Here is a 24,067-nt window from a genome sequence, read left to right as displayed (position 1 = left end):
CGCGCATGACCGCCTTTCCCGCCACTGCCCGCTTCGTGCTGACCGGCCCTTCGGGGTGGATCGGTCAGGCGATGCTCGATGCGCTGGCGCGGGTTCTAGGCGGACAGCTGGATGGACGCGTTACGGCTTTCGCCTCGCAGGCGCGGACCATGGAGCTGCCTTGGGGCGAGAGCCTGGCCGTGCGCGCGCTCGACGCGATCACGCCCGATGACGTCGCCGATGCCCATGTGATCCACCTGGCCTATCTGACCAAGGAAAAGGCCGACCTGCTCGGCGACGACGCGTTCGACGCGGCCAATGACGCGATCGACGAAGCCCTGCTCGCCGCGCTGCGCGGCGCACCGGCCGCCAGCCTGTTCGTCGCCTCGTCGGGCGCGGCCGCGCTCGCCGAACGCGGCGATCGCCATGCCTACGGCATGGCCAAACTGCGCCAGGAAGCGCGCTTCCTCGACTGGGCGAAAGCCGCCGGCATACCCGTGATCGCCGGCCGCATCTTCAACATCGCCGGCCCGCACATTAACAAGCTGCGGTCCTATGCCATCTCGGACTTTGCGTTGCAGGCGCAAGAAGCCGGCGCGATCCGCATCCAGGCCGGCGTGCCGGTGTTCCGCTCCTACCTCCACGTAGAGGATCTCTGCGCGCTCGTGCTCGAGGCGGCCCGCCGCGGCATCGGCCGCGGCACGGCGATCGACCTTTGCGGCACCGAGATCGTCGAGATGGACGATATCGCCGCGCTGGTCGCTGCAGCGTCGCAGGGTAGCATTACGATCGAGCGCGGACCCGTGAATTTCGGTCAGCCGAGCCTCTACCTCGGCGACGCTACCCAAACCAAGGTGCTGGCCATGGAGCTCGGGATCGAACTCCGACCGCTATCCGTTCAGGTTGCAGACACCCTCACTTGGCTTTGGGGCGTAACCGTTCCGAGCAAGATTACGTTAGTGAAAATGGCTCAGTGAATTTCCGTAAAAAGATCGGTGAAAGTCCGGCTCGGTGGCGCAAAACAATCAGAGCGCGCGCTACTGAAAAAGAATCGCAATAGGGTGGACGCCGGTGGGATGGCCGGTATAGAACCCCCAACACGTTTGGAGACGCTTCGTGGCAGTTGATATCTTTGAAGATTTGTTCGTTCTGGAACTGGCGAACAACCATTGGGGAAAGCTGCAGCGCGGCCTCAAAATCATTGATGATTTCGCCGCGGTTGTGAAAGCCAACGGCGTCCACGCGTCGATCAAGCTGCAGTTCCGCAACGTCGACGAGTTCATTCATCGCGACTACCGCGATGCCGAAGACGTCCGCTACATCAAAAAGACGCTGGCCACCCAGATGCCCTGGGAAGAGCTGCGCGCCATGGTCGATCGGGTGCGCGAACACGGCATGGTGGCGATGGTCACCCCGTTCGACGAGGTTTCGGTCGACAAGTGCGTCGAGTTCGGCGTGGAAATCCTCAAGATCGCCAGCTCGGACATCCGCGACAAGACGCTGCTGCGCAAGATCGCCTCGACCGGCCTGCCGGTGATCGCCTCTTCGGGCGGCGCCGAGACGCACCACCTCGACGCGCTCGTTAGCTACTTCACCTCGCGTAAGATTCCCTTCGCGCTCAACCATTGCGTTTCGCTCTATCCGTCCGAGGACGGCGACGTCGAGCTCAATCAGATCGACTTCCTCAAGGCGCGCTATCCCGACATCACGATCGGCCTGTCGACACACGAGCAGTACAACTGGCACGATTCGGTGCAGATGGCCTATGCCAAGGGCGCGCGCACGTTCGAGCGTCACGTTGACATCGATTATGAGGGCGTTCCCGTCAGCGCCTACTGCACCAAGCCCGAGCAGGCGGACGTGTGGTTCAAGGCCTTCAACAAGGCCAAGGAAATGTGCGGTGGGCCCAGCACTATCAAGCGCGTGGTGCCCAAGGCGGAGCGTGAATACCTCGATGCCCTGGTCCGCGGCGTCTACATCAAGCGCGACCTGCCCGCAGGCCACGTCCTGACCGACGACGACGTCTACCTGGCGGTGCCGCTGCTCAAGGGTCAGATCTCGACGCGCGAGTTCGAGAGCGGCGAAGTACTCAAGCTGCCGCTGGCGGCCGACGAGCCGGTGCTGCTCGGCGACATCAACGCCGCTTACGTCAACGACCCCGAGGTCCTCGCGCTGGTCCCCGATCGCGGACTTGAGCGCCGGCTTCCCGACCTCAAGGTCGCGGTCAACCAGTAAGATCTGCCAATACCATCCGGGCCCGGCTTAAGCCGGGCCTTTTTCGCAGCCCGTGCCATCGGGCTTGCCGCTCGTACGCACCCGGCATATCCGGGGCGAAGCCTCGCGTTTTTCGGGAGCGTATATGACCAAGGTCCGCCTGTCCGACTATGTCGCCCGCCGCCTGCACGATCACGGTGTGCGCCACGTCTTCATGCTCACCGGCGGCGGTGCCATGCATCTCAACGATGCCATGGGCCGCGTCGAAGGCTTGCAGTACGTCTGCTGTCATCACGAACAGGCTTTGGCCATGGCGGCCGAGAGCTATACCCGCCTCTCGGGCCGGCTCGCCGCGCTCAACGTCACCACCGGCCCCGGCGGCATCAACACGCTGAACGGCGTGCACGGCGCCTATACGGATTCGATCGCGATGATCGTCGTCTCAGGCCAGGTGAAGCGCGAGACCCTGGCCAGCAATGCCCCCGTCCGCCTGCGCCAGCTCGGCGACCAGGAGGTCGACATCGTCTCGATGGTCAAGCCGATTACCAAGTTCGCGGCGATGGTCACCGATCCGCGCGACATCCGCTATCTGCTCGAAAAGGCACTGTGGCTGGCCGAGACGGGTCGCCCCGGCCCGGTCTGGCTCGACATTCCGATCGACGTCCAGTCTGCCCTGATCGAGACCGACGACCTGCACGGCTTCGATCCCAAGCGCGAAGGCTATGGCCGCGACTTCGCCCTGCCCGCCGAATACGGCTGGCTGACCGGCGACGCGCTCGACGCCGCCGCGCGCGAGGTAGTCGCGGCGATCAAGGCGGCCGAACGCCCGGTCATCCTGCCCGGCACCGGCGTGCGCATCAGCGGCGAGTACGACCGCTTCCTGCGCATCTGCGAGAAGCTTGGCGTCGGCGTCGCCCCCGCCTGGAACGCGCAGGACCTAGTCGAGGAAGACCACCCGCTCTACGTCGGCCGCCCCGGCACGGTCGGTGATCGCCCGGGCAACTTCGCCGTCCAGAACTCGGACTGCGTGCTGGTGCTCGGTTGCCGGCTCAACATCCGCCAGATCAGCTACAACTTCGCCTCCTTCGCGCGCGCCGCGAAGAAGATCATGGTCGATGTCGACGCCGCCGAACTGGCCAAGCCGACCCTGTCGATCGATATGCCGGTCCACGCCAATCTCAAGGACTTCCTGCCTGCGCTCGAACGCGCGCTCGAGGGCTACGAGACGCCGGCGGCGCACAAGGATTACGTCGCCTGGGCCATGGAGCGCCGCGCCAAGTATCACCCCGTCCTGCCCGAATACTGGGATACCAAGGGCGTGGTGAACCCTTACTGCTTCACCGAGGTGCTGTTCGAACAGCTCGAGGAGAACGAGGTCGTCGTCATGGCCGATGCCACCGCGGCCGTGGTCACGGTCCAGGCGGCGCGGCTCAAGAAGGGCCAGCGGCTCTATTCAAACTCGGGCGCGGCCTCGATGGGCTACGACCTGCCCGCAACGATCGGCGCCTGGCATGCCCTCCAACTTGATACTGGGCCGAAAGATTCGAAGCGCATCATCTGCATGGCCGGCGACGGCTCGATCATGCAGAACCTGCAGGAGCTGCAGACGATCGCAGGCCAGGGCATTCCGGCCAAAATCTTCCTCTACAACAATTCGGGCTACCACTCGATCCGCCAGTCGCAGCAGGCCCACTTCCAGGGCTTCTCGGTGGGCTGTGGTCCGGATTCGGGCGTGACCTTCCCCGATTTTGGCAAGGTCGCAGCCGCCTTCGGCTTCGCCTATACGCGCACTTCGGACCACGACGACATCCGCGACGCCGTCGCGCGCACGCTCGCGGCCGAGGGTCCGGCGATCTGCGAGGTGATGACCGACAAGGCGCAGCAGTTCGCGCCGAAGCTGTCGTCGAAGAAACTCGAGGACGGCACGATGGTCACGGCCCCGCTCGAAGATCTCGCCCCGTTCCTCCCGCGCGAGGAACTCGAGGCCAACATGATCATTCCGCTGATGAGCTGATCGGCCGATGCCGGTGCCGCTGCTTTTCGATCTCGACGGCACGCTGGTCGACAGCGCGATCACCATCGCCCTGGCGCTGGGCGAAGTGTCGGCATCCCGCGGCGGCGGCGCGGTCGACGTCACACGCGTTCGCAAGCTGGTCAGCCAGGGCGCAGCGGTGCTCGTGCGCGAGGGGCTCGGACCGGTCGCAGGCGATCCCGCCGAAGACCTCGCCGCCTTCCGCGCGATCCTCGCCGATATTCCGGTCGATCCGAGCGCGATCTACCCGGGCGTCGTCGATAGCCTGACCGCGCTGGCGGCCCACCCTTGCGCGATCGTGACCAACAAGCCCGAGAGGCTGGCCCGGCTGCTTCTCGACGAGCTGAATCTTACCCGCTTCTTCGATGTGGTGGTCGGTGGCGACACGCTGACGGTCTGCAAGCCCGATCCCGCGCCTTTGCTTCATGCCCTTACAGAAATCGGCACCGATCGGGCCGGCGCGTTGATGATCGGAGACAGCATGGTGGATGCCGCTGCAGCTCAGGCTGCAGGGATGCCGTTCCTTCTGTTCGAGGGCGGCTATGGTCCGGTGGACAAGGACTCGCTCGGTGTTCATATGTGCTTCCGGGATTTCGCGGGTCTGCCGCCGCTCGTAGCGCAATGCGGGCTAGCGGCGCGGGTAGAGCCAGAAGCATGATGGATGGGACGGCGCTGCGCGAGACATCGCGAGTGGACAGGATAGGGGTGCACGCCCAGCGGCCGCACTCGACAGCCAGACGGATCGGACGGAACTGAGTACAATGGCGAATGTTAGTAATGAGCGCCTGAGCGTGGCGGCGACGCGCAGATCTTCGCGTGCCTGGTTGCGGACCGCGGTGGCCGTTCCGGTGTTGATTTCGCTGGTGTCCGCTCAGGTCGCAATCGCCCAAGTCAATATGCCCATGGGCTCTCCGCTGGACCCTAGTCAGACCAACCAGCGTACCCAGACCGAACAGGACAACCGGTCGTCGAGTTCTGCCCCTCCCAGCGTTTACGTCGATCCTACGGGTAGCGCGCAAACGATCAGCCCTACCCAGATTAAGAATGATGGGCTCGCCAGCCTTCCGACTGTCAGCAGCAATTCGCCCAATCCCCGGGTCAAGCCCGCCGCACCGCCGAACGAGTTCGAACGCTATGTGGCGAATTCGCTGGGCCGGAGCCTGCCGCGTTTCGGCGCCGGCCTGCTGCTGCCCGACAATCGCGACTATGCGCTGCCCGCCACGGCGACGGTGCCGCCCGGATATATCCTCAGCGTGGGCGACACGGTCGCCATCTCGCTCATCGGCTCGACCGAGGGCAGCATCGAGCGGCAGATCGACACAGACGGCAAGATTTTCCTGCCCAGCATCGGTTCGGTGATGCTGGCCGGCGTGCGCTATGCTGATCTCAAGGATCGCGTTTCTGCCGCGATCGGGCGGCAGTATCGTGGTTACGAGGTGACCGTTTCGGTTCGCCAGCTGCGCGGTATCCGCGTCTACGTTACGGGCTTCGCGAACGATCCCGGCGCCTATTCGGTCAACAGCCTGTCGACCATGGTCAATGCCGTGCTCGCAGCAGGCGGCCCTTCGGCCGGCGGCAGCTTCCGCTCGGTGCAGCTCTATCGGCGCGGCAACCTTGTCGGCGAATTCGATCTCTACGATCTCGTCCGTCGCGGTGACCGCAGCAACGACCAGGTCCTGCAGAACGAAGACGTGCTGTTCATCCCGCCGCTCGGCAAGCAGGTGGCGATCACCGGCAGCGTCAACGAAGAGGCGATCTACGAAGCCAAGCCGGGCGAGACCATGCAGGACATGCTGCGGATCGCCGGCGGCCCGAACAACCTCGCCGACGAAACCCGGGTGATGCTGTACCGCGCGTCGGACCTGTCTTCGAGCGGCGCGATCCAGATCACGGCGGGCGAACTCGCCAGCCAGACCGTCAGGGGCGGCGACCTCATTCAGGTGCTGTCCGAAGGCTCGCTGCAACGCCCGCTCGCCGGCCAGTCGGTGCTCGTGCGCATCGAGGGCGAGGTGAACAAGCCGGGTAACTACTTCGTCCCGGCCAACAGCACGATGGCCGACATCATGAACCAGGCCGGCGGGACCACCCCGCGCGCCTTCGTGTTCGGAACCCGCCTCGAGCGCAACTCGGTTCGCGTGCAGCAGCGCGAAGCCTTCCGCGAGGCGATCGAACAGCTGGAAATGTCGCTAGCGGCCGCGCCGCTCACGGCCGGCCAGACCTTGGATGCCGGCGAAAGGGCGAACCAGTTGGCCGGTGCCCGCGCCGTCCTCGAGCGGCTCCGTGCAGCCGAACCCGATGGCCGCGTGGTCCTCGACATTCCGCCCAGCGCGACGGCGGTTCCTGAGACCCTGCTGATGGAAAACAACGATCGTATCGTGATCCCGCCGCGGGCCACGACGGTCGGCGTCTTCGGTTCGGTCTATCGCCCCGCGTCGTTCTATCTCGATGAGCGCGCCGGCAGGCCGATGAAGGTTTCGGCCTATATCGATCGTGCGGGCGGCCCAATGCGCTCGGCGGACAAAAAGAGCATCTTCGTCGTACGGGCGAACGGCTCGGTTCTGTCCCGGCGGAACGGCGCATTGAATGCCCATGTGCTGCCAGGCGACGTCATCTTCGTGCCCGTTAGGACGCAGTCGACCTCGGTGTGGACCAAGATTCGCGAGATCTCGACGATCATCTTCCAGATGGGCGTCAGCGCCGCTGCCCTGGCGGCCATCAAGTGACGCCGCGCCGCAGCATGGTCGGCACGCTCGCGCTCAGCCGGACCTTCGCCAATCCCTTGCGCCGACGCGTCATCTTCGGCGTGCTGATCGTCATCGCGGCGATCCTGTCGCTGTTCCCCGAACGCTATCGCAGCGCGGTATCGGTCGCGCCGTCGGATCCCAGCACGCTCGGCCTCAGCGGCGCACTCAGCCAGCTCGGCGCCGCAAGCAGCGTGTTCGGCAACCAGGCCGCAGTCGAGATCACGCTCCGCGTCGCGAACAGCAAGGTGGTTCGCGATCAGGTCATCGACCGGTTGGGCCTGATAAAGCGCTTGAACATGTCTTCGCGGGTGGAGGCACACCGCTGGCTGCAGCAGCAGGTTTCGATCCGCTCGATGCGCGGCGGCATCGTGCAGATGGAACTGAAGCAACGCGATCCCCGGTTCGCCGAGCAGGTGATCAAAGCCTATGCCGAAGGCGTGCGCCAGCGCCTGGCCGTCATCAACAAGCAGCAGACCGATTACAAACGCACGGTCTTGCTGGAACTGGTCGAAAAGGCCGGCCGCGACTTCGATCAGGCGCAGGCTGAATACGATCAGTTCCGACTCAACACGCGCTATTCCGATCCGCGTCGCGCCATCGAATCGATCGGCGAGCGCATTCCGGTACTTCAAGCCGCCATCAAGGCCAAGCAGGTCGAACTGGCAACGGCGCGCAAGTTCGCCACCGACGATAACATGGCCGTCAAGCAGATCATCGCGCAGATCGCGGTGCTCGAACAGCAACTCGCCCAGCAGCAGGCGCTCAATCCGAGCGAGCAGAATTCGGTTGGCCGCGTGGTCGAGCAATCGACGGTCGCGCGCCAGCTCGAACGCAAGCTGACCCTCGCCCAGTCGCTCTACGAGGCCTATCGCCGTTATCTGCAGGGCACCTCGGTCGAAGATCTCACCGCCACCGCCAACCTGCGCGTGATCGAACCGCCTTTCGTGGACACGACGCGGCAATTCAACGTGACCTTCGTCGCGCTGACCGTAATGCTTATCCTGATGGCCGCAGCGATCGAATTCTACACGCTCCGGCCGCCGCTTGAGGCACGCCCCGATGCGCGCTGACGGCAGCCAGGCCCGGCCGGACATCTCGGTCGTCATCCCCTGCTATAACGAGGAAGAGAACGCCGCGGCGATCTGCGCGGCGGCCATCGCCGAGCTCGAACCGCGCGGCGTGAGCTTCGAGATCGTCATGATCGACAACGATTCGCGCGATCGGACGGTGGAGATCATTCGCGAGATTTGCGCGCGAGACCCCCGTGTAAGACTTATCGTCAACACCCGGAACTTCGGGCAGATGCGCTCGCCCACCCATGCGATCTACCAGTGCCGCGGGCGTGCGGTGATCGGCCTCTGCGCCGATTTCCAGGATCCGCCCGAGATGATCCCTCAGTTCATCGAACGCTGGCGCGCGGGTGCCGACATCGTCCTCGGCGTGCGGCAGACCGAGGACAAGGTCGGTTTCATCCATGGCCGCATGCGCGCGCTGTCATACTGGCTCGCAAACAAGTTCGGCGACTATCCGGTGATCCCGAATGCGACCGGCTTCGGCCTCTACGACGCACGCGTCGTCGAAGCGACGAGACAGCTGGAGGAGCCCGAGCCCTTTTTCCGCGGCATGCTCGTCGAGACCGGCTTCAAGCTCGAGACCATCGGTTATGTCCGGCCGCCGCGCGCCGCGGGCGAATCGAAGAACGATTTCTTCGCGCTGCTCGAATTCGCTATTTCCTCGCTCACGGGCGCCTCAAAGCGGCTACTGCGCGTGCCGATGTACATCGGCGCCATCGCCGCGCTACTCACCGTATTGATGCTGCTGGGCGGGATCGTTGCGTTCTTCCTCGGTCGACCAATCGCCGGCTGGTTCATCGCTGCCGTCGTGCAGGCGCAATTCGCGCTGCTGTTTGGGTTCCTCGGCCTGTTGGGCGACAATGTGCGCATCATTTCCGAGCGCACGCGCCGCACACCGCTGGTGATCGAGCGCGAACGGATCAACTTCACCTCGGACGAGTAAGGTGGCGCCCAATCTCTCGCGCGCCCGCGTGGCGGAACTCTGGCGCTACTACCAGGCGGGAATCGTCAACACCGCCTTCGGGCTCGGCGCCTACTGGCTGCTGGTCTGGCTCGGTCTCAACATGTTCGTCGCGCAGCTGATCAGCCACACGATGGGCGTCGCGTTCAACTACCTGACCTACAGCCGCCACGTCTTCCGCGATGCGCAACCAGCCAAGCTACGCTTCGTACTTTCCTATGCCGGCAATTACCTCGCCGGCCTGGCGACGCTCTGGGCCGTCTCGCAGTTCGTCGCGAACCCCTATCTGGCAGGCCTTGTCGCCGCCGTGATCGTGTCTGTGGTCAACTACTTCGCGCTCAAGCATCTCGTCTTCGTGCGGAAGTCGGCATGAGGCAGTTCTTCGGCAAGCTCACCCCGGTCAACCGCTGGCTCGAGCCGCTGTTCTGCATCGTCATCGCCGGTGCCCTCGCACACGCGGTCTGGCACATGTTCACCTATGGCTGGCTGCCGCAGCCCTATTTCTACGAACCCTTCGACATGTGGGGCGACTGGTTCAACGTCAGCTACTGGGCGCACGATCTCGGTAGCTACGACACCTATGGGGCGGTCTATCCGCCGCTCAGCTTTGTCTTCCTGGACCTGTTCAGCCTCGACAAGTGCTATCCCGTCGCCAACTCCGCCGGCGATTTCGGCGCGGGGCTCGCAGCACGCAGCTGCGACTGGCTCGGCGTCGCGATGGTCCAGGTGGTCTACATCGTCAACATCGTGGTCATCGCGCTCGCCTATACCAAGCACGACCGCAAGACCGCCCCCTGGCGGGCCTTCGCGCTTGCTGCGGGCTTCCCGACGAGCGAGGCCTTCGAACACGCCAACCTGATCATTCCCACGCTGACTCTGGTCGTCCTCGGCTATGGTCCGCTGCTCAAGTCCAGCTGGGCGCGCTGGCTCTGCATCGGGCTTGCGGTCAACTTCAAGGTCTACGTCATCGCCACGATCATCCCGCAGCTCCTGCGGCGACGCTGGCGCTGGGCTGAAGGGGCTCTCATCTCGGTCCTCGCGGTCTATCTGACGACCTATGCCATTCTCGGCCGCGGCACGCCGATGGAGATCTACGAGAACATCACCAAGTTCGCAGCGACCGGCGCGTCCCAATTGCTCGACGTGTGGTTCCCGGCGACCTTCCTTGCGCTCGAAGCGCTGCTCGACAACTGGCAGAGCCCGCTGATGGGAATCCTCGGTTCCTACTGGGTGAACTTCCTGCTCGTCCTGCTGCCGGCATTGCAGCACACGGTCCAGGCCACGATCGTCGTCGCCTCGGTCGCCGCCTGGATGCGACCCGAAGCGATCACTCGCTATCGCCTGTCAAACCTCGGCATATCGCTGGCGCTGATCACCTCGGAATCGGGCGGCTATTCGGTCATCCTGACCTTCTTCTTCACGCTGCTCGAACCCTGGAAGGGCTTCGGTCGCAAGTGGGCCATCCTCATGGTCTACATCCTGTGCATTCCGCTCGACATTCCGATCGACAAGGCGCCTGAGATCGTCCGCGACACCTTCCTGCCGGCGCGCACCGCGATCGCGAGCTACAGCATCATGATCGGGCCGTTCATCCGCCCGCTGTTCTTCTATTCGATACCCTTCGCGCTGTCCCTGGTAACCCTCCGCGAGGTGTGGGACGACATCCGCAAGCAGGGCTGGAGCCAGCGCTATCGCTTCCGGCACGACGCACCGCTGCTCCCGGGCATCACGCCGCCGACGCGCGCGACCGCCTAGAAGTCGACGTAGAGCACCGTGTCGTAACCGTTGTATCCGTGCTGGCGGATCGCATAGCGGCCGCCGGGAAACATGCCGTCGATCTTGAAGGCGAGTTCCCAGAGATCGGCGGGCTTGTGATAGATCGCGATGGCGAGCCGCGGTCGATGGCGACCGATCAGGCGCGCCATGCCGTCGATCGCGGCCGCCTCGAAGCCCTCGACGTCGAGCTTGATCATATCGATGCGATCGGCGTGGACGACATCGTCGACACGAACGATCGGCACGACCACGCCCGCCCCGGCATCGTCCTCACCCATGGCGCGCGAGGCATCGGCCGCGCCTTCGGCGAACCGGACCAGGCCCGTGGCATCACCGACACCGCAAGGGAACAGCGAGCCGGACTTGAACCCGCCGCCCGCGGCGACCTCACATAGCTGGCGAAAGTTCGCGGGATCGGGCTCGAAGGCGTACCAGTTCTCGAGCTGCAATCCCGCCCCGGCCGTCGAACCGAGCATGTCACCCGGGAAGGCACCGCAATCGACCAGGCTGATGGCCGTTTGCGGCAGCGGCAGGTCGACGGGGAAATACTGGTGATCGCGATCGACTTCGGGATGGTCCTCGGGCCGCCCGCTAATGCGGAAGCGCACGAGTTGCTCGAGGATTTCGCGCGAACGCGCATCGCCGAGCATGGCGTGGAAGCGCGCAATCGTGTCCGCCTCGGCGCGGATCAGGCCACGTTCGCCCTGCCAGTAATGTCCAAGCTCGCGACCGAGCAGGTCGGGCAGTTCGGCCACGAAGATGATCTCCGCGAAAGGCACGCCGCGCGCCCACGCGACGACCTCCGCGACCGGTACCTTGAAGTTGTTGATGGCGACGATCAGCGCCGCCCCGGCCTCACCCTCGAGTTCCGCCGGCCGGCGGCACGGCAACCCGTCGACCAGTTCGCCACCGCCCTTGAAGGTGTCGAAAAAGCCATGGACCACATAGCCCTTGCCGCGAACTGCCGCCGCCACTTCCCGGCCGTAGCCGCCCGCGCCATAGACATAGCATCCGCGCTCGGCGAGCACTGCGCGCAGGGCCTCCACGCTGCGATGCTCGTCGGCCCAGCTCGCGGCGTTTTCGATTGTCTTTATAAGTGATTGGGTCATGCGCGCGATCTGCTAGCCGGCGCCGGATGGCGCCGCGGTGAACGGACTTGCTAGGTCGCCATGCCGGCGCTGTCCAGAGAGGCACGGCGTCCGATTATACGTGTTGCAGGACCATGGCCCGCTGGCTAAGGCGCGGGGCGTGAGCACCACTGCGACCTCGCATCGTCCAGCGCCAGCGGTGGTTTCGCGCGGTGCGATCGCGGCCTTGGCGCTTCCCGCCATTCTCCTGCTCGCGCTCGCCATCCGGCTCTACAGCGTCACCTTCGGCCTACCCGCGCTCAACGATCCCGACGAACTGACCTTCGAGCTCGGCGCGATCAAGATGCTGAGCGGGCCGACGCTGAACCCTGGCTGGTTCGGCCATCCCGCGACGACGACGATGTACGTTCTCGCGGTGCTGACCATCGCCGTCTTCGGCCTGGGCCATCTGCTCGGCCGCTTCCCGACGATCGAGTCCTTCGCCGATGCGATCTACGCCGATCCCAGCTGGGTCCTGCTGCCGGGGCGCGTGGCGATGGCGGTCTTCGCGGTCGCAACGATCTATCTGGTCTATCGGCTCGCCCGTGAGTTGTTCGACCGCAACACGGCGCTCGCCGCGGCGGCGCTGCTGACGGTCAATCCGGTTCACGTCACTTGGTCGCAGATCATTCGTTCGGACATGATGGCCTGTTTCTTCATGCTGCTCGGCATGCTCGCGGCGCTGCGGATTCTGCGCGAGAACCGCTGGCGCGACTACGTGCTCGCCGCAGTCTGGCTCGGGGCGGCGATGGCAACCAAATGGCCCTATGCGCTGACCGCGCTCGCGGTGATCGGCGCAGTGGTTGCACGCGGTGCAGCGCATCCGGCCGAGCGATCGCAGGGTCTTGTCCGCCTTGCGCTGTGCGGCAGTCTCGCCTTGGTCTTCCTATTTCTGATCTCGCCCTACCTGTTGCTCGACCACCAGACCGCGCTGCGCAACATGCACGGCGAAGCGCAAGTTCGTCATCTTGGCGCCACCGGTGGCGCGCCTTGGGAAAATGCCTGGTGGTATCTAGCCGGCCCGCTCGCCACGGGGCTGGGATGGCTAGGGCTCGGCTTCGTCGCCGCAGGTCTCGCGATCATCGCGCGGCGGCGCGAAGCCGCCTTCGTGGTCCTGCCGGTGGTTCTTGGCTTTGCGATGGTTCTCTGCGTGCAGAACCTCGTGTGGGAGCGTTGGGTGCTGTCGCTGATGCCGCTGCTGGCGATTGCCGCGGCGGTGGCCTTCATGTCGCTGGCGCGCCGCATCTGCGCCTTTCCGCAGCCGTTCGCGCGGGTGGCGATGGCAATGGTAGCCTTGGCGATCCTCGTGCCGCTGGCGCTGCGGACGGAGAGCGATGCGCGGGCGCGGCTCAACGATACGCGACAGCGGGCCTCGCGCTGGGCCGAGGCGCATGTCGCGCCGGGCAGCACGATCCTGCTCGAGCATTTCGCCTTCGACCTGCTACCGCGCCCCTGGCATTTCCTTTTTCCTTTCGGTTCCGTCGGTTGCATCGATGCGCGGGCAACGCTCGGCGGCAAGATCCAGCTCTCGACGGTGCAATCGGGGCGCGGATCGCGGACGAATATCGACTACGGCACGGTCGCCGCGGACAAGCGCGGGTCCTGCGCGGCGGACTATGCGATTTTGACGCAGGCGGATCGCTATGCCGCGGAAAGCCAGGCTTTTCCCGAGGAGGCGGCGGCCTATCGGACGCTGATGGCGCGGGGGACACTGGTCGCGAGCTTCGTTCCCGAAGCCGGCAAGGTCGGCGGACCGGTGGTGCGGATCGTGAAATTCTCGCGCTAATTCAACGCATATAGGCGCTGGGATCGACGGCGCGGCCGTCGACGAGGACCTCGTAGTGGAGGTGCGGGCCGGTCGAGCGGCCGGTCGAGCCGACGTAGCCGATGATCGAGCCCTTGGTCACCCGTTCACCGGGGTTGACGGCCAAACGCGACATGTGGCCGTAGCGGGTTTCGGTGTGATTTCGGTGGTTTAGCTCTACCATCAGGCCGTAGCCGCCCGACCAGGCGGCGCGGGTGACGGTGCCGTCGGCGGTGGCGCGGATCGGCGTACCCTCGGCGGCGGCGAGGTCTATGCCTTTGTGATTCTTCATGATTCCGAGGATCGGATGGAGCCGGTAGCCGAAAGCGCTGGTCTGGCGGAAATGTGCGAGCGGGGCACTGCTCGGCGCGACCCCTTCGACAGGCTCAGGGTGAGCGGAAGGGGTTGAATTCAGGGACTTTTTCGGGGCGGCGTCGAGCAGGGCGGCGAGTTGGGGGACCGGGCTGGGGGCGGTGTGCCAGCCCTGCATCATCCGCTCGAACTGGGCATCGCCGAAGCCCTTGGAATCGGCAGAAATGGCTGATTCGGAAGGCTTTTCCGGGGCTGCCTTGAGCGGCGCGGCGGCGAGAAGCAGGAGCCCGGCAGCGCTCGCGAGGGGAGAGAATGCGGTCATGAAAGTTCCGGAGTTAAGCTGCATTCCAAGCCGCATTTGCGCCGTAAATGCAAGGATTTCCGAGTTTTGCGGCGGTGGAACGGGAGGGGAACGGGGCGATCGCCTCGCAACCGTGCCGCGACCGTCGGACACCGCCCGCATGCCACCACGCGGCGACCGGGGACGGGTTCCGGAGGGGATGGGGCCGCCCTTCGACAAGCTCAGGGTGAGCGGAGGTTGCGCGAGACCGCTACCCCTCCACCATCCTTCGACAGGCTCAGGATGAGCGGAGGGGAGCGGAGGTTGGGTTTGGCAAGGGTGCCCCTCCACCATCCTGCGGATGGTCCCCCTCCCCGAGCGAGCTCGGGGAGGAATTGGATTCGGTCAGACGATCTGGAGCTGGCGGAGGAGGGGGATGATCTTCTCGAAGAAGGTGGCGGCCTGGCTCTTGAGCTCGGCGAGGTTTTCCTCGGGGGAGTTCAACGGCTTACCTTCCTTGAGGATCGCCTGGCCCTGGGCCTGAAGGACGTCCCAGGCGAATTGGGCGCAGTCGTCGGCGGTCTTGCGGCCCTGCTCCTGGGCGAGAAGGAACAGCTGCTGGAAGCGCGACATGGGAATGCCGCCGCCGGTGACGGGCGAGGCGAGGTTCTGGAAATCGGCGTTGTCGCGCGCGTGCTTGAGCACGGCCGAGTTGAAGGCCTTGGTGTGCTTCTTGCGCTGGGCGTCGCCGCGGGCGGGGAGACAGGGCTGGACCTGGCCCGAGCCGACGAGGATGACGAGCGCCTCGGCCAGGCGGTTCCAGCCGAGCGCGGCAACCGCGGGCGTGCCATCGACCAGCTGGCGGACGGTGGTGGGGCCGGCGGCGAGGGCGTCGAGGATCGGGGCGTAGACGTCGGCGTGGAGATCGGCCTCGCCGATGCCGCCGCGGATCTTCATCGAGACGTCGGCGCGGGCGACGGTCAGCGCGAAGCGCTGTTCGAGCCAGGCCTCGCGGCGGGCGCTGTCGGTCAGCGGGATCGCCCCCTTCGAGAAGACATCGCGGCGGAACTGCTGGTTGACGATGTAGTCGCGCACGGTCTCGCGCAGGATGGGATCGGTGATGCCGTCCATGATCGCCTTCTGATCGGCAGTGAAGTTCACCGCATCGATGTGATCGAGGACATTGGCCGAGCCGAGATAGCCGAGCTTAGCCTCGCCGAGTTCGGCGGCGACGTCCGAATGGTAGAACAGGGTCCAGGCGTCGTTGAGATATTCGTGGGCCAGGTAGTTCTTGTTCTGCTTGGTCAGGCTCTCCTGGCGCGCCTTGAGCGCGGTGTTGGCGACGAAATACTTGGCCTCGGCACCGATCATCTTCTCGATGAAGGCCAGTGCGGGATCGAGACGGCCGATCGTGGGGCCGCCCTGGGCCTTACCGTGGAGGTACATCAGGTGGCGCATCGGCGCGGCGGGGGACCAGCCGGGCAGGCAGTTGTAGGAGATGTAGACGAGGCCGCCGGGCTTGAGCTTGCGGCGGATGAATTCGACGATGGTCGCGCGGTGTTCGGCGGCGATCCAGGTGTAGATACCGTGGAGGCTGATGACGTCGAACTGCGGCAGTTCGGGCCGCTCGAGAAAGTCGGCGAAGGCATCGTCGTAGAAGTGGACGTTCTCGGTCCCCGCCTCGCGCGCGAGCGCCTGGGCGCCGACGATGTGCGCGGGGTTGAAGTCGGTCGCGTGGAACTGGATATGCGGGTTGGCGGCGGCGAGCAGATTGGCCGAATAGCCCTGACCGCAACCGAGCTCGCAATAGGTGATGGCGCCGGCGCTGTCGGGGCTGCGCAGGCCCTTCGACGTGGCGACGAATTCGAGCACGACGGGGGTCAGCTCGCGGTAGAAACCATGCGTGTAGCCGATGTCGGCCACGTAGCCCGAATTCCAATCGCTCATGCCAATCCCTCATTTTTTGCCGAGGGCTAGGCATACCAGCCAAGGTCTTGTGCGCAAACGGAAACGGCGGGCTATCCGAAGATAGCCCGCCGCTCTGTAAGCTAGGCTGCTGGAAGCAGCCGTCCCTTAATTAGGCAAAGGTAAGGATCGAAGCAGCGAATGCCGACGTGCTCAGATCAAGCGTACCGGTGAGCTTGATGACCGAGTCGGTCGCCGCAAACGTCCCGCCAGCCGTGTTGTCGATCACGAGGTACGTGTCCGAACCGAACGTGAACCACTTCGCCTGAGCGGCAACCGCAGCGCCGTCACCGGCAGCAGCAGCATCCAGGTACTGATCGAAGGTTGCGCCCGCGCCGAGCGTGACCTTGGCACCGAGAGCCGCGTTGGCAACCGCCAGGGTGTCAATGCCAGCAACGTCGATCTTGTCACCCTTGGTGAAGTCGGTGATCGTCACGAACGACGTCTTCGTACCAAGAGCGTTGATATCGAACGTATCAGCGCCCGTACCACCGGTGAAGGTGTCGGTACCACCGGTGTAGACCAGCGTGTCAGCGCCTGCGCCACCGATGATGGTGTCGTTAGCCGTAGCCGTACCGGTGAGCACGTCGTTACCCGAACCGCCCTTGATCGTGACGTTCTCACCAACCGTGGCGTTCACCGAAGTGAAGGTCACGCCGAGAGCCGCAGCATTCGCCTCGGTGCCCGAGACGCCGCTAGCGTCGAAGTTGGTGATTGCGGTGTTACCAGCGTCGTTGGTGACGGTCAGACCGGCGTTACCCGTGACGACGACCGACTTGGCAGCAGCGTCAACCAGCGTGATCGAGTTGGTCTGAGCCGTCGTGTTCGTGTCGGTGTTCGTGATGTTGATCGTCTCAACACCCGCCAGCGACACGCTACCAGCGACAAGAGCCGCCGACGACGACAGCGTCAGGTTGAACACGTCGGCAGTGCCCGTTGCGTTGGCCAGCGTGACGACGGTGTTGCCGGTCGGTGCGGCAAGGATCGTCAGACCCGTACCAGCAGCAACGCTCGTGAAGGTGACGCCAGCAGCGGTTGCACCGAGCTCGAGAGCGGTGAAGCCGTTTGCGTTATGCGAACCCTGAGCAGCTGCACCAGCGACGCGCAGAACTTCGAAGCCACCGAAGGCCGGGTCAGCGATGAAAGCCGAACCGTTGGTGTTGGCCACCAGGGTGTCGCGACCGTCACCACCGTTGAGCGTGCCACCCGCGCCGAGGGTAGCCGAGTTGAGCGTAACGACGTCGTCGCCAGCGCCCATGTTGATCGCCTTGGTGGTTGCACCGAGCGTGATCTCGTCAGCGCCCGCTCCACCCGTGAAGTTCGTGCCAACGGCCAGGGCCGAGCCGAGCTTCACGCCAGCAGTGTTGGTGACGACAACGTCGGTCAGCGCAGCAAGCGTCTGAGCGGTCAGCGAGACCTTGGCATCGCCAGCGACGTTCAGCGTCTTGACGCCCGCGCCAACCAGCGACGCGATCGTCGAAGCAGCGGTCGAACCGGTCACGTTCAGCGTCGTGATGTCGGTGTCGACGGTCACTGCGCCCGTGGTGGTCAGGCCATTGGTGTTCAGCGCGAGTGCCGTGTTGGCAGCCGTGGTCAGTGCACCGAGCGTGCTAGCGTCGACCGAAGTGATCTTACCCGAGAGGTTCAGGGTCTTGAGCGCACCCGAGTTGACGGTGACCGCACCGGCGTTGTTGACGCTGACGGTTGCGATCGTGCCCGCAGCCGTGGTCGAGGCACTGTTGACGTCGGTCACCGTCACGGCGCCGCCGACAATCGCTGCCTTGCCGTCAGTTCCAACAACGTTGGTGGCCTGGGCCTGAGCAGCCGTCTGCGTGACGTTGACTTCCGTCGTGGCGCCAGTGCCGGTCACGGTCACGGCGCCAAGCGTCAGCGCGTCGAGAGCGTTTTCCGAACCACCGGAAACCGAACCGGTCGAGGTGACATTGACCTTGGTGCCGCCCGTGACGCTGATCGCGCCCTGGGTCGCCGTCGTTGCACCCGCGGCGTCTGCCAAGGCGGCGCCAGCCGACGTCACGGCAACCGTTCCGGCAGCACCGGCAACCGTCGTCGTACCGGTGGTCACGCCCGTGGCGTTCACTGCGACATTGTTGCCGCCGGTAACCGAAACAGCGGTAGCAGCCTGAAGCGTATTCGTCGCGGTGACGTTCGTGGTCGCCGCAGCAGTGAGCGTCTGAGCGAAGCCCGTGGTGTTGGCGTTCAGAGCGGTGAGGCCGGCGAAGGAGCTCGTGGTGTTCAGCGTGATCGCAGCGCCCGAGGTCGCGTTGAGCGTTTCGATGCTGGTGACCGACGAACCGGCAGGCAGAGTGGTGATCGCCGCAGCCTGAACCCAGTTCAGAGTGTCGTTGCCGGCACCACCGTTGATCACGTCACCGACGGTGAAGGTTGCAGCACCAGCGACTTCGCCGGCGGTGAAAACGTCGTCACCAGCGGTACCGATCAGGTTGTCCGTGCCGGTCGTGAGCGAGAGGGCGAGCGAACCCGTACCCGCGCTGGCATCGATGACAGCGGGAACGACGGCGCCAGCGGCCGTGGCCGGAACCGTGGTCGTGCCGAGCGTGATGGTCGGCGGCGAACCCGCGACGATCTTGGCTTCAACGCGGCCGTTCTGGAAAGCGATCAGGGTGCCGTTGGCGTCATCCTGCAGCGAGATCTTGGCGACCTGGGTGGTGCCGCTGAACACGACGAGCGAGGTGCCCTGCTGCTGGAAGGTGTACGACGACGTCGAACCGGCGAGGCGGACTTCCTCAACGTTGGCGTCGACGACGATGCCCGAGACACCGCCAGCGTAGGAAATCGACTCGCTGCCAGCAGCGCCGAAGACGTTACCGCCGAAGTTCAGGCCGGTGATTGCATCACCCGACGAGAGATAAAGATTAGCCATTTTTCATGCTCCAGAAAACTGGGTGCCCCAGTAAGGTCATTTGGTCTTGAATGGAAAACGTCTCGCCCCGAAGGGCGAGACGCTTAAATCAGGCGATGGTTCCCGCGCCGAAGACGGTGTTGATACCGTTCAGGCTGATGATGCCCTGATCCTGCGCATTGGTCAGGCCGGTCAGTTCGATCTGGGTCACAACGCCGTTGTTGGCGTACTGAACGATCGCCTTACCATCGGTGAAGCTGTCGTTGACGACCGTGCCGGGGTTGCCGGCGGGGCCAACGATCTTGTCGCCCGCGCCGAAGCCGGTGATCGTGTGGAGGTAGTTGCCCGAGGTCACGGTGTAGGTGATGTTGCCGGTGGCAGCGTTCGAGGTGCCAGCCGCCGAGATCGTGGCCGTGCCGGCTTCGTCGGCACCAGCGACCTTGAAGGTCAGGCTGCTGTCGGCAGTACCGCCCTTGCCGTCCGAGACGGTGAACTTGACGGTGTAGTCCTTGAACTCACCCGACTTCAGCGCCTGGTAGTCCGAACCCGTGGTATCGATCGTGTAGGAACCGTCCTTGTTGAGGACGAAGCCCTGCGGCGCGGTGCTGCCGGTTGCGATCGCGAAGGTGATCGCGTCGCCATCGGGGTCGGTCGCGGTGATCTTGCCCGAGGTCTTCGCGTCCTCGTTGATCGCGACGGTAGCGGGAGCCGTGATCGTCGGCGCCTTGTTGGCGGCCGGGGTCGGGGTCGGCGTGGGGGTCGGCGTGGGGGTCTTGTCGTCGTCACCGCCCGAAGCGGCGATGGCGATGCCCGCACCGACGAGCACGACGCCGCCGATGATCAGGGGGGTGGAGTCACCACCGAAAGCGCCGCCGCCTTCGCCGCCCGAATCCTGGGCGAAGGAGTGCACGCCGGCGAACGAAGCGCCGGTCGCTTCCATCATCGAAGCCGACGAAGCGGCGTCCGACATGGCGGCCGAGAAGGTGAAGTCACCCGCGAGGGTGTTGTCGCTCTTGACGTCATGCACGGCGAGAGCCTGCGCATCATCGTTGGAGTGATCGGGAACGACCACTTCGGCCGTCTTGTGGTTCTGTTCGCCCTTAAGGGCCTTGGCCCGGGCCTGCGCCTTTGCACGAGCCGCGGTGGTCGCCGTCACGACAGATTTACTCATCGAATCCCCCAACATGGAAGCCTAAAGCTGGGGGCACACGCCACCCGCTTCCGCGTGGGTAGCAATGGCGCTTTGGTTTGGCCAAGGCAATTGCAACCATTTTGGTAGAGTGTTGGAAGTAAATTCGGGCGGGAATCCAAGGGTGAATTTAAGGTTAATGGGATGAGGGAGGAGTTGGGAGGGTAAGTGCGAGATTGCCCGGCGATGTGTGAGGAGAGACCTGGCGATGGATCCCCGCCTGCGCGGGGATGACGGGAAAAGAAGCGGGGGCCGTCGGAAAAGAATCGGTTTGGGGTGAGGTTTGAGGAGTCTTGGTTGTTCCGCTGAGCCATCCGGCTCAGCGGCGGCACCAGCCCGCTCCCCCACCCGGCCACCCATAGGGTACTATCGTAGGGTGGCCGGGTGGGGGAGCGGGCTGGTGCCGCCAAGGCAGGGATGGATGTCCCTGCCGCACCCAACAAAACGCCCTACTTCTCCGTCATCGCCTCGCTCATGGTCTTGTTGATCGGCTTGGTCAGGTAGTGCCAGACGGTGTTGCGGCCGGTCTGGATCTCCGCGGTCGCGGTCATGCCGGGCTGGATCTCGATCTTCTCGCCAGGCAGGTGCGGCTTCATCGGGCTCGGGTCGGCGGTGATGTGGATGCGGTAGAACACCTGCTCGCCCTGGGGGGTCTGCTCGGTCAGCGTATCGGGGCTGACATAGGTCACCTTGCCGATCGCCGAGCCGTAGATCGAGCTGTCGTAGGCGTCGAACTTGACCGAGGCGCCCTGGCCGACGCGGACATAGGCGATGTCGCGCGGGCTCATCTTGGTCTCGAGAATCAGCTTGTCGCCGGTGGGGACGATCGACAGCACCTCTTCCGAGGGCCGCAGCACGCCGCCGACCGTGGTCAGCTTGATGTTCTTCACGATGCCGTCGACCGGGGCGAGGATCTTGGTGTCGGCGAGCGCGTCGCTGCGCTGGGCGAGCACTTCGCGCGCGGTGACGAGGTCCTCCTCGGTCTTGGTATATTCGGCCTGGAGGTCCTGGATGTACTTGTTGCGGACGTTGACCATCTGCGACTTGATGTCCGAGACGCCGCGCTGGAGGCGCAGTACGTCGGCGCGGCTGACGTCGCCCTGCTTGAGCAGCGGCATGTTCATGTTGAGCTCCTGCTCCATCAGCCCGAGCATCTGCTTGAGCGAATTGAGCTGGTCCTGCAGCGCCTGGCGGCGCTTCTGGTAGAGCAGCGTCTGGTTGGCCATGAAGTCGGGGAACGGCTTGACCTCGTCGGGGAAGATCAGCGGACGGTCGAACAGCTCGGCGTTGATGCGCGCCATCGAGCTCATCAAGGAGGCGACCTTGCCGCGCGCTTCGCCGACGGCGGCGCTGATCTTGGTCGAGTCGAGCTCGACGAGGGTCTGGCCCTTGGACACCTTGTCGCCCTCGCGCACGAGGATCGATTCGATCTTGCCGCCGTCGGTCGACTGGATGACCTGGACGCGGCCGGTCGGGATGATCTGTCCCGGCGCGCGCGCGACCTGGTCGAGCTCAGCCCAGAACGACCAGGCCAGCGCGATTCCGAAGAAGGCGATGATGCCGATGATGATCAGCCGCGAGGGGTTGAGCCAGCGGTTGCGGAATGCGGGTGAGATCTTCATGCGCCGGCCCCCTGGTCAGCATCGATGGCGGCCGGCGGCGATGGTGGCGCAGCGGCGGGTGCGGGTGCTTGCAGTCGTTTCATGACCTCGCCGGTCGGCCCGTCGAGCAGGATCGAACCGTTGGCCATGACGAAGACGCGGCCGACCATGTTGACCAGCTGCAGCTTGTGCGTGACGAGAATCAAGGTCGTGTCGGGCTGGAGGCTGGCGGCGAGCGTCTTGAGCACCAGCGCCTCGGTATCGACGTCGAGATTCGCGGTCGGCTCGTCCAGCAGGATCAGCTTGGGCTTGGCGAGCAGCAGGCGGGTCAGGCCGGTCAGCACGCGCTGGCCGCCCGAGAGGCCGCGGCCGCCCTCGCTGATCTGCAGGTCGAGCCCGCGCGGGTGCGCGGTGATCAGGCCGGCGAGGCCGGTGCCGCGCGCGGCTTCCATGATCGCCTCGTCGCCGGGATCGGACAGGCCGAGCGTGATGTTGTCGCGCAGCGAGCCGTTCACCAGGCGATAGTCCTGCGGCAGGTAGCCGATGTGGCCGCGCAGCACGTCCTCGGCGATCTGGTTCATGTCGAGCCGATCCATCAGGATCTGGCCCTGCTGCGGCGCATAGAGCCCGGCCATCAGCTTGAGCAGGGTCGACTTGCCCGAACCCACGCCACCGATGATGCCGATGCGCTCGCCCGCGGCGATCTCGAGGCGCTGTACGCCGACGCCGGTGCGCGCGCCCGGATAGGCGAAGCCGACGTTGGTGAACGACAGCGCCGGCGAGAGGCGGTTCGGGCGCAGCTGCTCGACATCGGCCGGACGGTCGACGGGCAGCTGGAGGATGCCGTCGAGCATCTGCAGCGAGATCTTCGAGTAGGTCCACTGCACGAGCAGCGACGGCAGCTGGCCGAGCAGCGGCCCGTTGACGCGGCCCGAGAGGATCGAACAGGCGATCAGCGCACCCATCGAGATGTGGTTCTCGAACACTTCGACCGCACCCCAGGCGATCAGGCAGATGTACGAGATCTGCTGGAGGGTGCCGAAGATCGTGCCCGAGATGGTCTGGAGCCGGCGCACGGGGATTTCGGCCTCGTGGACCTCTTCGAGCAGGCGGTTCCAGCGCGACAGCAGGTACCACTGGCCGCGATTGGCCTTGACCGTCTCGGCCGCGTCGAGCGATTCGACGAGCAGACCGTTCTTGCGGTTACCGCTGATCTGCGCCTTGGCCGTATCCTCGCGAATCATCTTGGCGAAGACGAAGGCGACGCCGATCGCGATCGGGAACGAGATCGCCATGACCACGGCGATGATCCCGCCGAGCTTGGCGATGACCAGGATGAACAGCACGGCGAAGGGCAGATCGGCGAGCGCGAACAGGGCCGCCGACGACAGCATGACGCGGACCTGTTCGAGACCCTTGAGCTGCGCGGCGGTGGTGCCGATCGACGGCGGCCGCGCATCGAGGCGGACCTCGGCGGTGCGCGAGAAGAAGAATTCGGAGACCTCGGTGTCGATCTTGACCGCCTCGTCCTCGAGCATGTTGGCGCGGATCACGCGCAGCACGAAGTCGAACAGGATCGCGACGATCGCGCCGATCGACAGCACCCACAGGGTCGAGAAGGCGCCGCGCGGCACGACGCGGTCGTAGACCTGCATCGAGTAGAGGCTGGTGACGAGCGCGATCAGGTTGACCACGAAGGTCGCCAGGACGGCGAACAGGATCGTGTTCTTGCGGCGGAACACCGCCGACTTGAACACGTCGAAGGCGTTGTCGAAGGTCAGCTTGCCCGCGGGCAGCGGGATGACGATGTCGTAGAGGTGCGCCTGATCGGCATCGCGCCAGGTCGTGCTGATGCCTTCCTTGACGATGCCCAGGCGGTTGTCGCTTTCGACCCGCTCGGCCACGGCCCAGCCGTTGCTCTCGTGATAGACCAGCAGCGGGAACTCGTGCGCACGCGGCGCCTCGCTATAGGCCGTCGCCGGCGCCCAGCCGATCGCCTGGCAGACGAGGTCGAGGCCTTCCCGATCGTCGCGCTCGACCTGATGCGCAGCATCGGCCCAATCGGGCCGCAGGTCGATCCGGCGCATCCGGGCGAGCGTCGCGATCGCCGCGACAATGGAGTTCGACAC

17 protein-coding genes are annotated in these 24,067 nt (G+C 65.1%); 10 read left to right on the top strand and 7 right to left on the bottom strand.

Features of this window, described 5'->3' with window-relative positions:
* Positions 1 to 5: 5 nt before the first annotated feature.
* The 9 genes from OLX23_RS09525 to OLX23_RS09485 all read left to right on the top strand — a co-directional run bounded on the left by OLX23_RS09525 (position 6) and on the right by OLX23_RS09485 (position 10,758).
* Positions 6 to 956 (top strand): NAD-dependent epimerase/dehydratase family protein, encoded by a 951-nt coding sequence (locus OLX23_RS09525; RefSeq protein WP_264444667.1) that lies wholly within the window; start codon positions 6 to 8, stop codon positions 954 to 956.
* 139 nt (positions 957 to 1,095) lie between these two features.
* Complete coding sequence (locus OLX23_RS09520) at positions 1,096 to 2,214, top strand: N-acetylneuraminate synthase family protein (RefSeq protein ID WP_264444666.1); 1,119 nt, start codon at positions 1,096 to 1,098, stop codon at positions 2,212 to 2,214.
* Positions 2,215 to 2,338: 124 nt separating this feature from the next.
* The gene (locus tag OLX23_RS09515; protein WP_264444665.1) at positions 2,339 to 4,207 is read left to right on the top strand and encodes a thiamine pyrophosphate-binding protein; all 1,869 of its coding nucleotides are present in this window, start codon (positions 2,339 to 2,341) and stop codon (positions 4,205 to 4,207) included.
* A 7-nt stretch (positions 4,208 to 4,214) separates the two neighbouring features.
* Positions 4,215 to 4,883: an HAD family hydrolase gene (locus OLX23_RS09510; protein WP_264444664.1), complete on the top strand. Its 669-nt coding sequence runs from the start codon at positions 4,215 to 4,217 to the stop codon at positions 4,881 to 4,883.
* 244 nt (positions 4,884 to 5,127) lie between these two features.
* On the top strand, positions 5,128 to 6,948 hold the full coding sequence (locus OLX23_RS09505) for an SLBB domain-containing protein (RefSeq protein WP_264444662.1): 1,821 nt from the start codon (positions 5,128 to 5,130) through the stop codon (positions 6,946 to 6,948).
* Complete coding sequence (locus OLX23_RS09500; protein ID WP_264444661.1) at positions 6,945 to 8,039, top strand: hypothetical protein; 1,095 nt, start codon at positions 6,945 to 6,947, stop codon at positions 8,037 to 8,039. The genes OLX23_RS09505 and OLX23_RS09500 overlap by 4 nt, the downstream gene beginning before the upstream one ends.
* A complete protein-coding gene (locus OLX23_RS09495) occupies positions 8,029 to 8,985 on the top strand; it encodes a glycosyltransferase family 2 protein (RefSeq protein ID WP_264444659.1) in 957 nt (318 codons plus the stop codon). The genes OLX23_RS09500 and OLX23_RS09495 overlap by 11 nt, the downstream gene beginning before the upstream one ends.
* 1 nt (position 8,986) lies before the next feature.
* Positions 8,987 to 9,376 carry a GtrA family protein gene (locus OLX23_RS09490; protein WP_264444658.1) on the top strand — a complete coding sequence of 130 codons (390 nt, stop codon included), beginning with the start codon at positions 8,987 to 8,989 and terminating at the stop codon, positions 9,374 to 9,376.
* Entirely contained in the window at positions 9,373 to 10,758 is a 1,386-nt protein-coding gene (locus tag OLX23_RS09485; protein ID WP_264444657.1) for a glycosyltransferase family 87 protein, read from the top strand. The genes OLX23_RS09490 and OLX23_RS09485 overlap by 4 nt, the downstream gene beginning before the upstream one ends.
* Here OLX23_RS09485 and OLX23_RS09480 read toward each other — a convergent pair.
* Positions 10,755 to 11,888, bottom strand: a complete 1,134-nt coding sequence (locus tag OLX23_RS09480) for an FkbM family methyltransferase (RefSeq protein WP_264444656.1) — start codon at positions 11,886 to 11,888, stop codon at positions 10,755 to 10,757. The genes OLX23_RS09485 and OLX23_RS09480 overlap by 4 nt on opposite strands.
* Before the next feature lie 139 nt (positions 11,889 to 12,027).
* Here OLX23_RS09480 and OLX23_RS09475 point away from each other — a divergent pair, with 139 nt between their 5' ends.
* The gene (locus OLX23_RS09475; protein WP_264444655.1) at positions 12,028 to 13,692 is read left to right on the top strand and encodes an ArnT family glycosyltransferase; all 1,665 of its coding nucleotides are present in this window, start codon (positions 12,028 to 12,030) and stop codon (positions 13,690 to 13,692) included.
* A gap of 1 nt (position 13,693) precedes the next feature.
* Here OLX23_RS09475 and OLX23_RS09470 read toward each other — a convergent pair whose 3' ends face one another.
* From OLX23_RS09470 to OLX23_RS09445, 6 genes are all read right to left on the bottom strand, one after another.
* The gene (locus OLX23_RS09470; protein ID WP_264444653.1) at positions 13,694 to 14,344 is read right to left on the bottom strand and encodes a M23 family metallopeptidase; all 651 of its coding nucleotides are present in this window, start codon (positions 14,342 to 14,344) and stop codon (positions 13,694 to 13,696) included.
* Between the two features lie 363 nt (positions 14,345 to 14,707).
* Positions 14,708 to 16,249 (bottom strand): class I SAM-dependent methyltransferase, encoded by a 1,542-nt coding sequence (locus OLX23_RS09465; protein ID WP_264444651.1) that lies wholly within the window; start codon positions 16,247 to 16,249, stop codon positions 14,708 to 14,710.
* A 130-nt stretch (positions 16,250 to 16,379) separates the two neighbouring features.
* Positions 16,380 to 19,169, bottom strand: a complete 2,790-nt coding sequence (locus OLX23_RS09460; protein WP_319641306.1) for an S-layer protein — start codon at positions 19,167 to 19,169, stop codon at positions 16,380 to 16,382.
* Between the two features lie 88 nt (positions 19,170 to 19,257).
* Complete coding sequence (locus OLX23_RS09455; protein ID WP_264444649.1) at positions 19,258 to 20,319, bottom strand: Ig-like domain-containing protein; 1,062 nt, start codon at positions 20,317 to 20,319, stop codon at positions 19,258 to 19,260.
* A gap of 467 nt (positions 20,320 to 20,786) precedes the next feature.
* Positions 20,787 to 21,959, bottom strand: a complete 1,173-nt coding sequence (locus OLX23_RS09450) for an HlyD family efflux transporter periplasmic adaptor subunit (RefSeq protein WP_264444648.1) — start codon at positions 21,957 to 21,959, stop codon at positions 20,787 to 20,789.
* A complete protein-coding gene (locus OLX23_RS09445) occupies positions 21,956 to 24,067 on the bottom strand; it encodes an ATP-binding cassette domain-containing protein (RefSeq protein WP_264444647.1) in 2,112 nt (703 codons plus the stop codon). Before OLX23_RS09445 ends, OLX23_RS09450 begins: the two co-directional genes overlap by 4 nt.

It is taken from the genome of Novosphingobium sp. JCM 18896 (assembly GCF_025938095.1).
GTDB lineage: Bacteria > Pseudomonadota > Alphaproteobacteria > Sphingomonadales > Sphingomonadaceae > Novosphingobium.
Note: the sequence above shows the minus strand (reverse complement) of the source record. Positions and strands in the feature narration are given on the sequence as shown.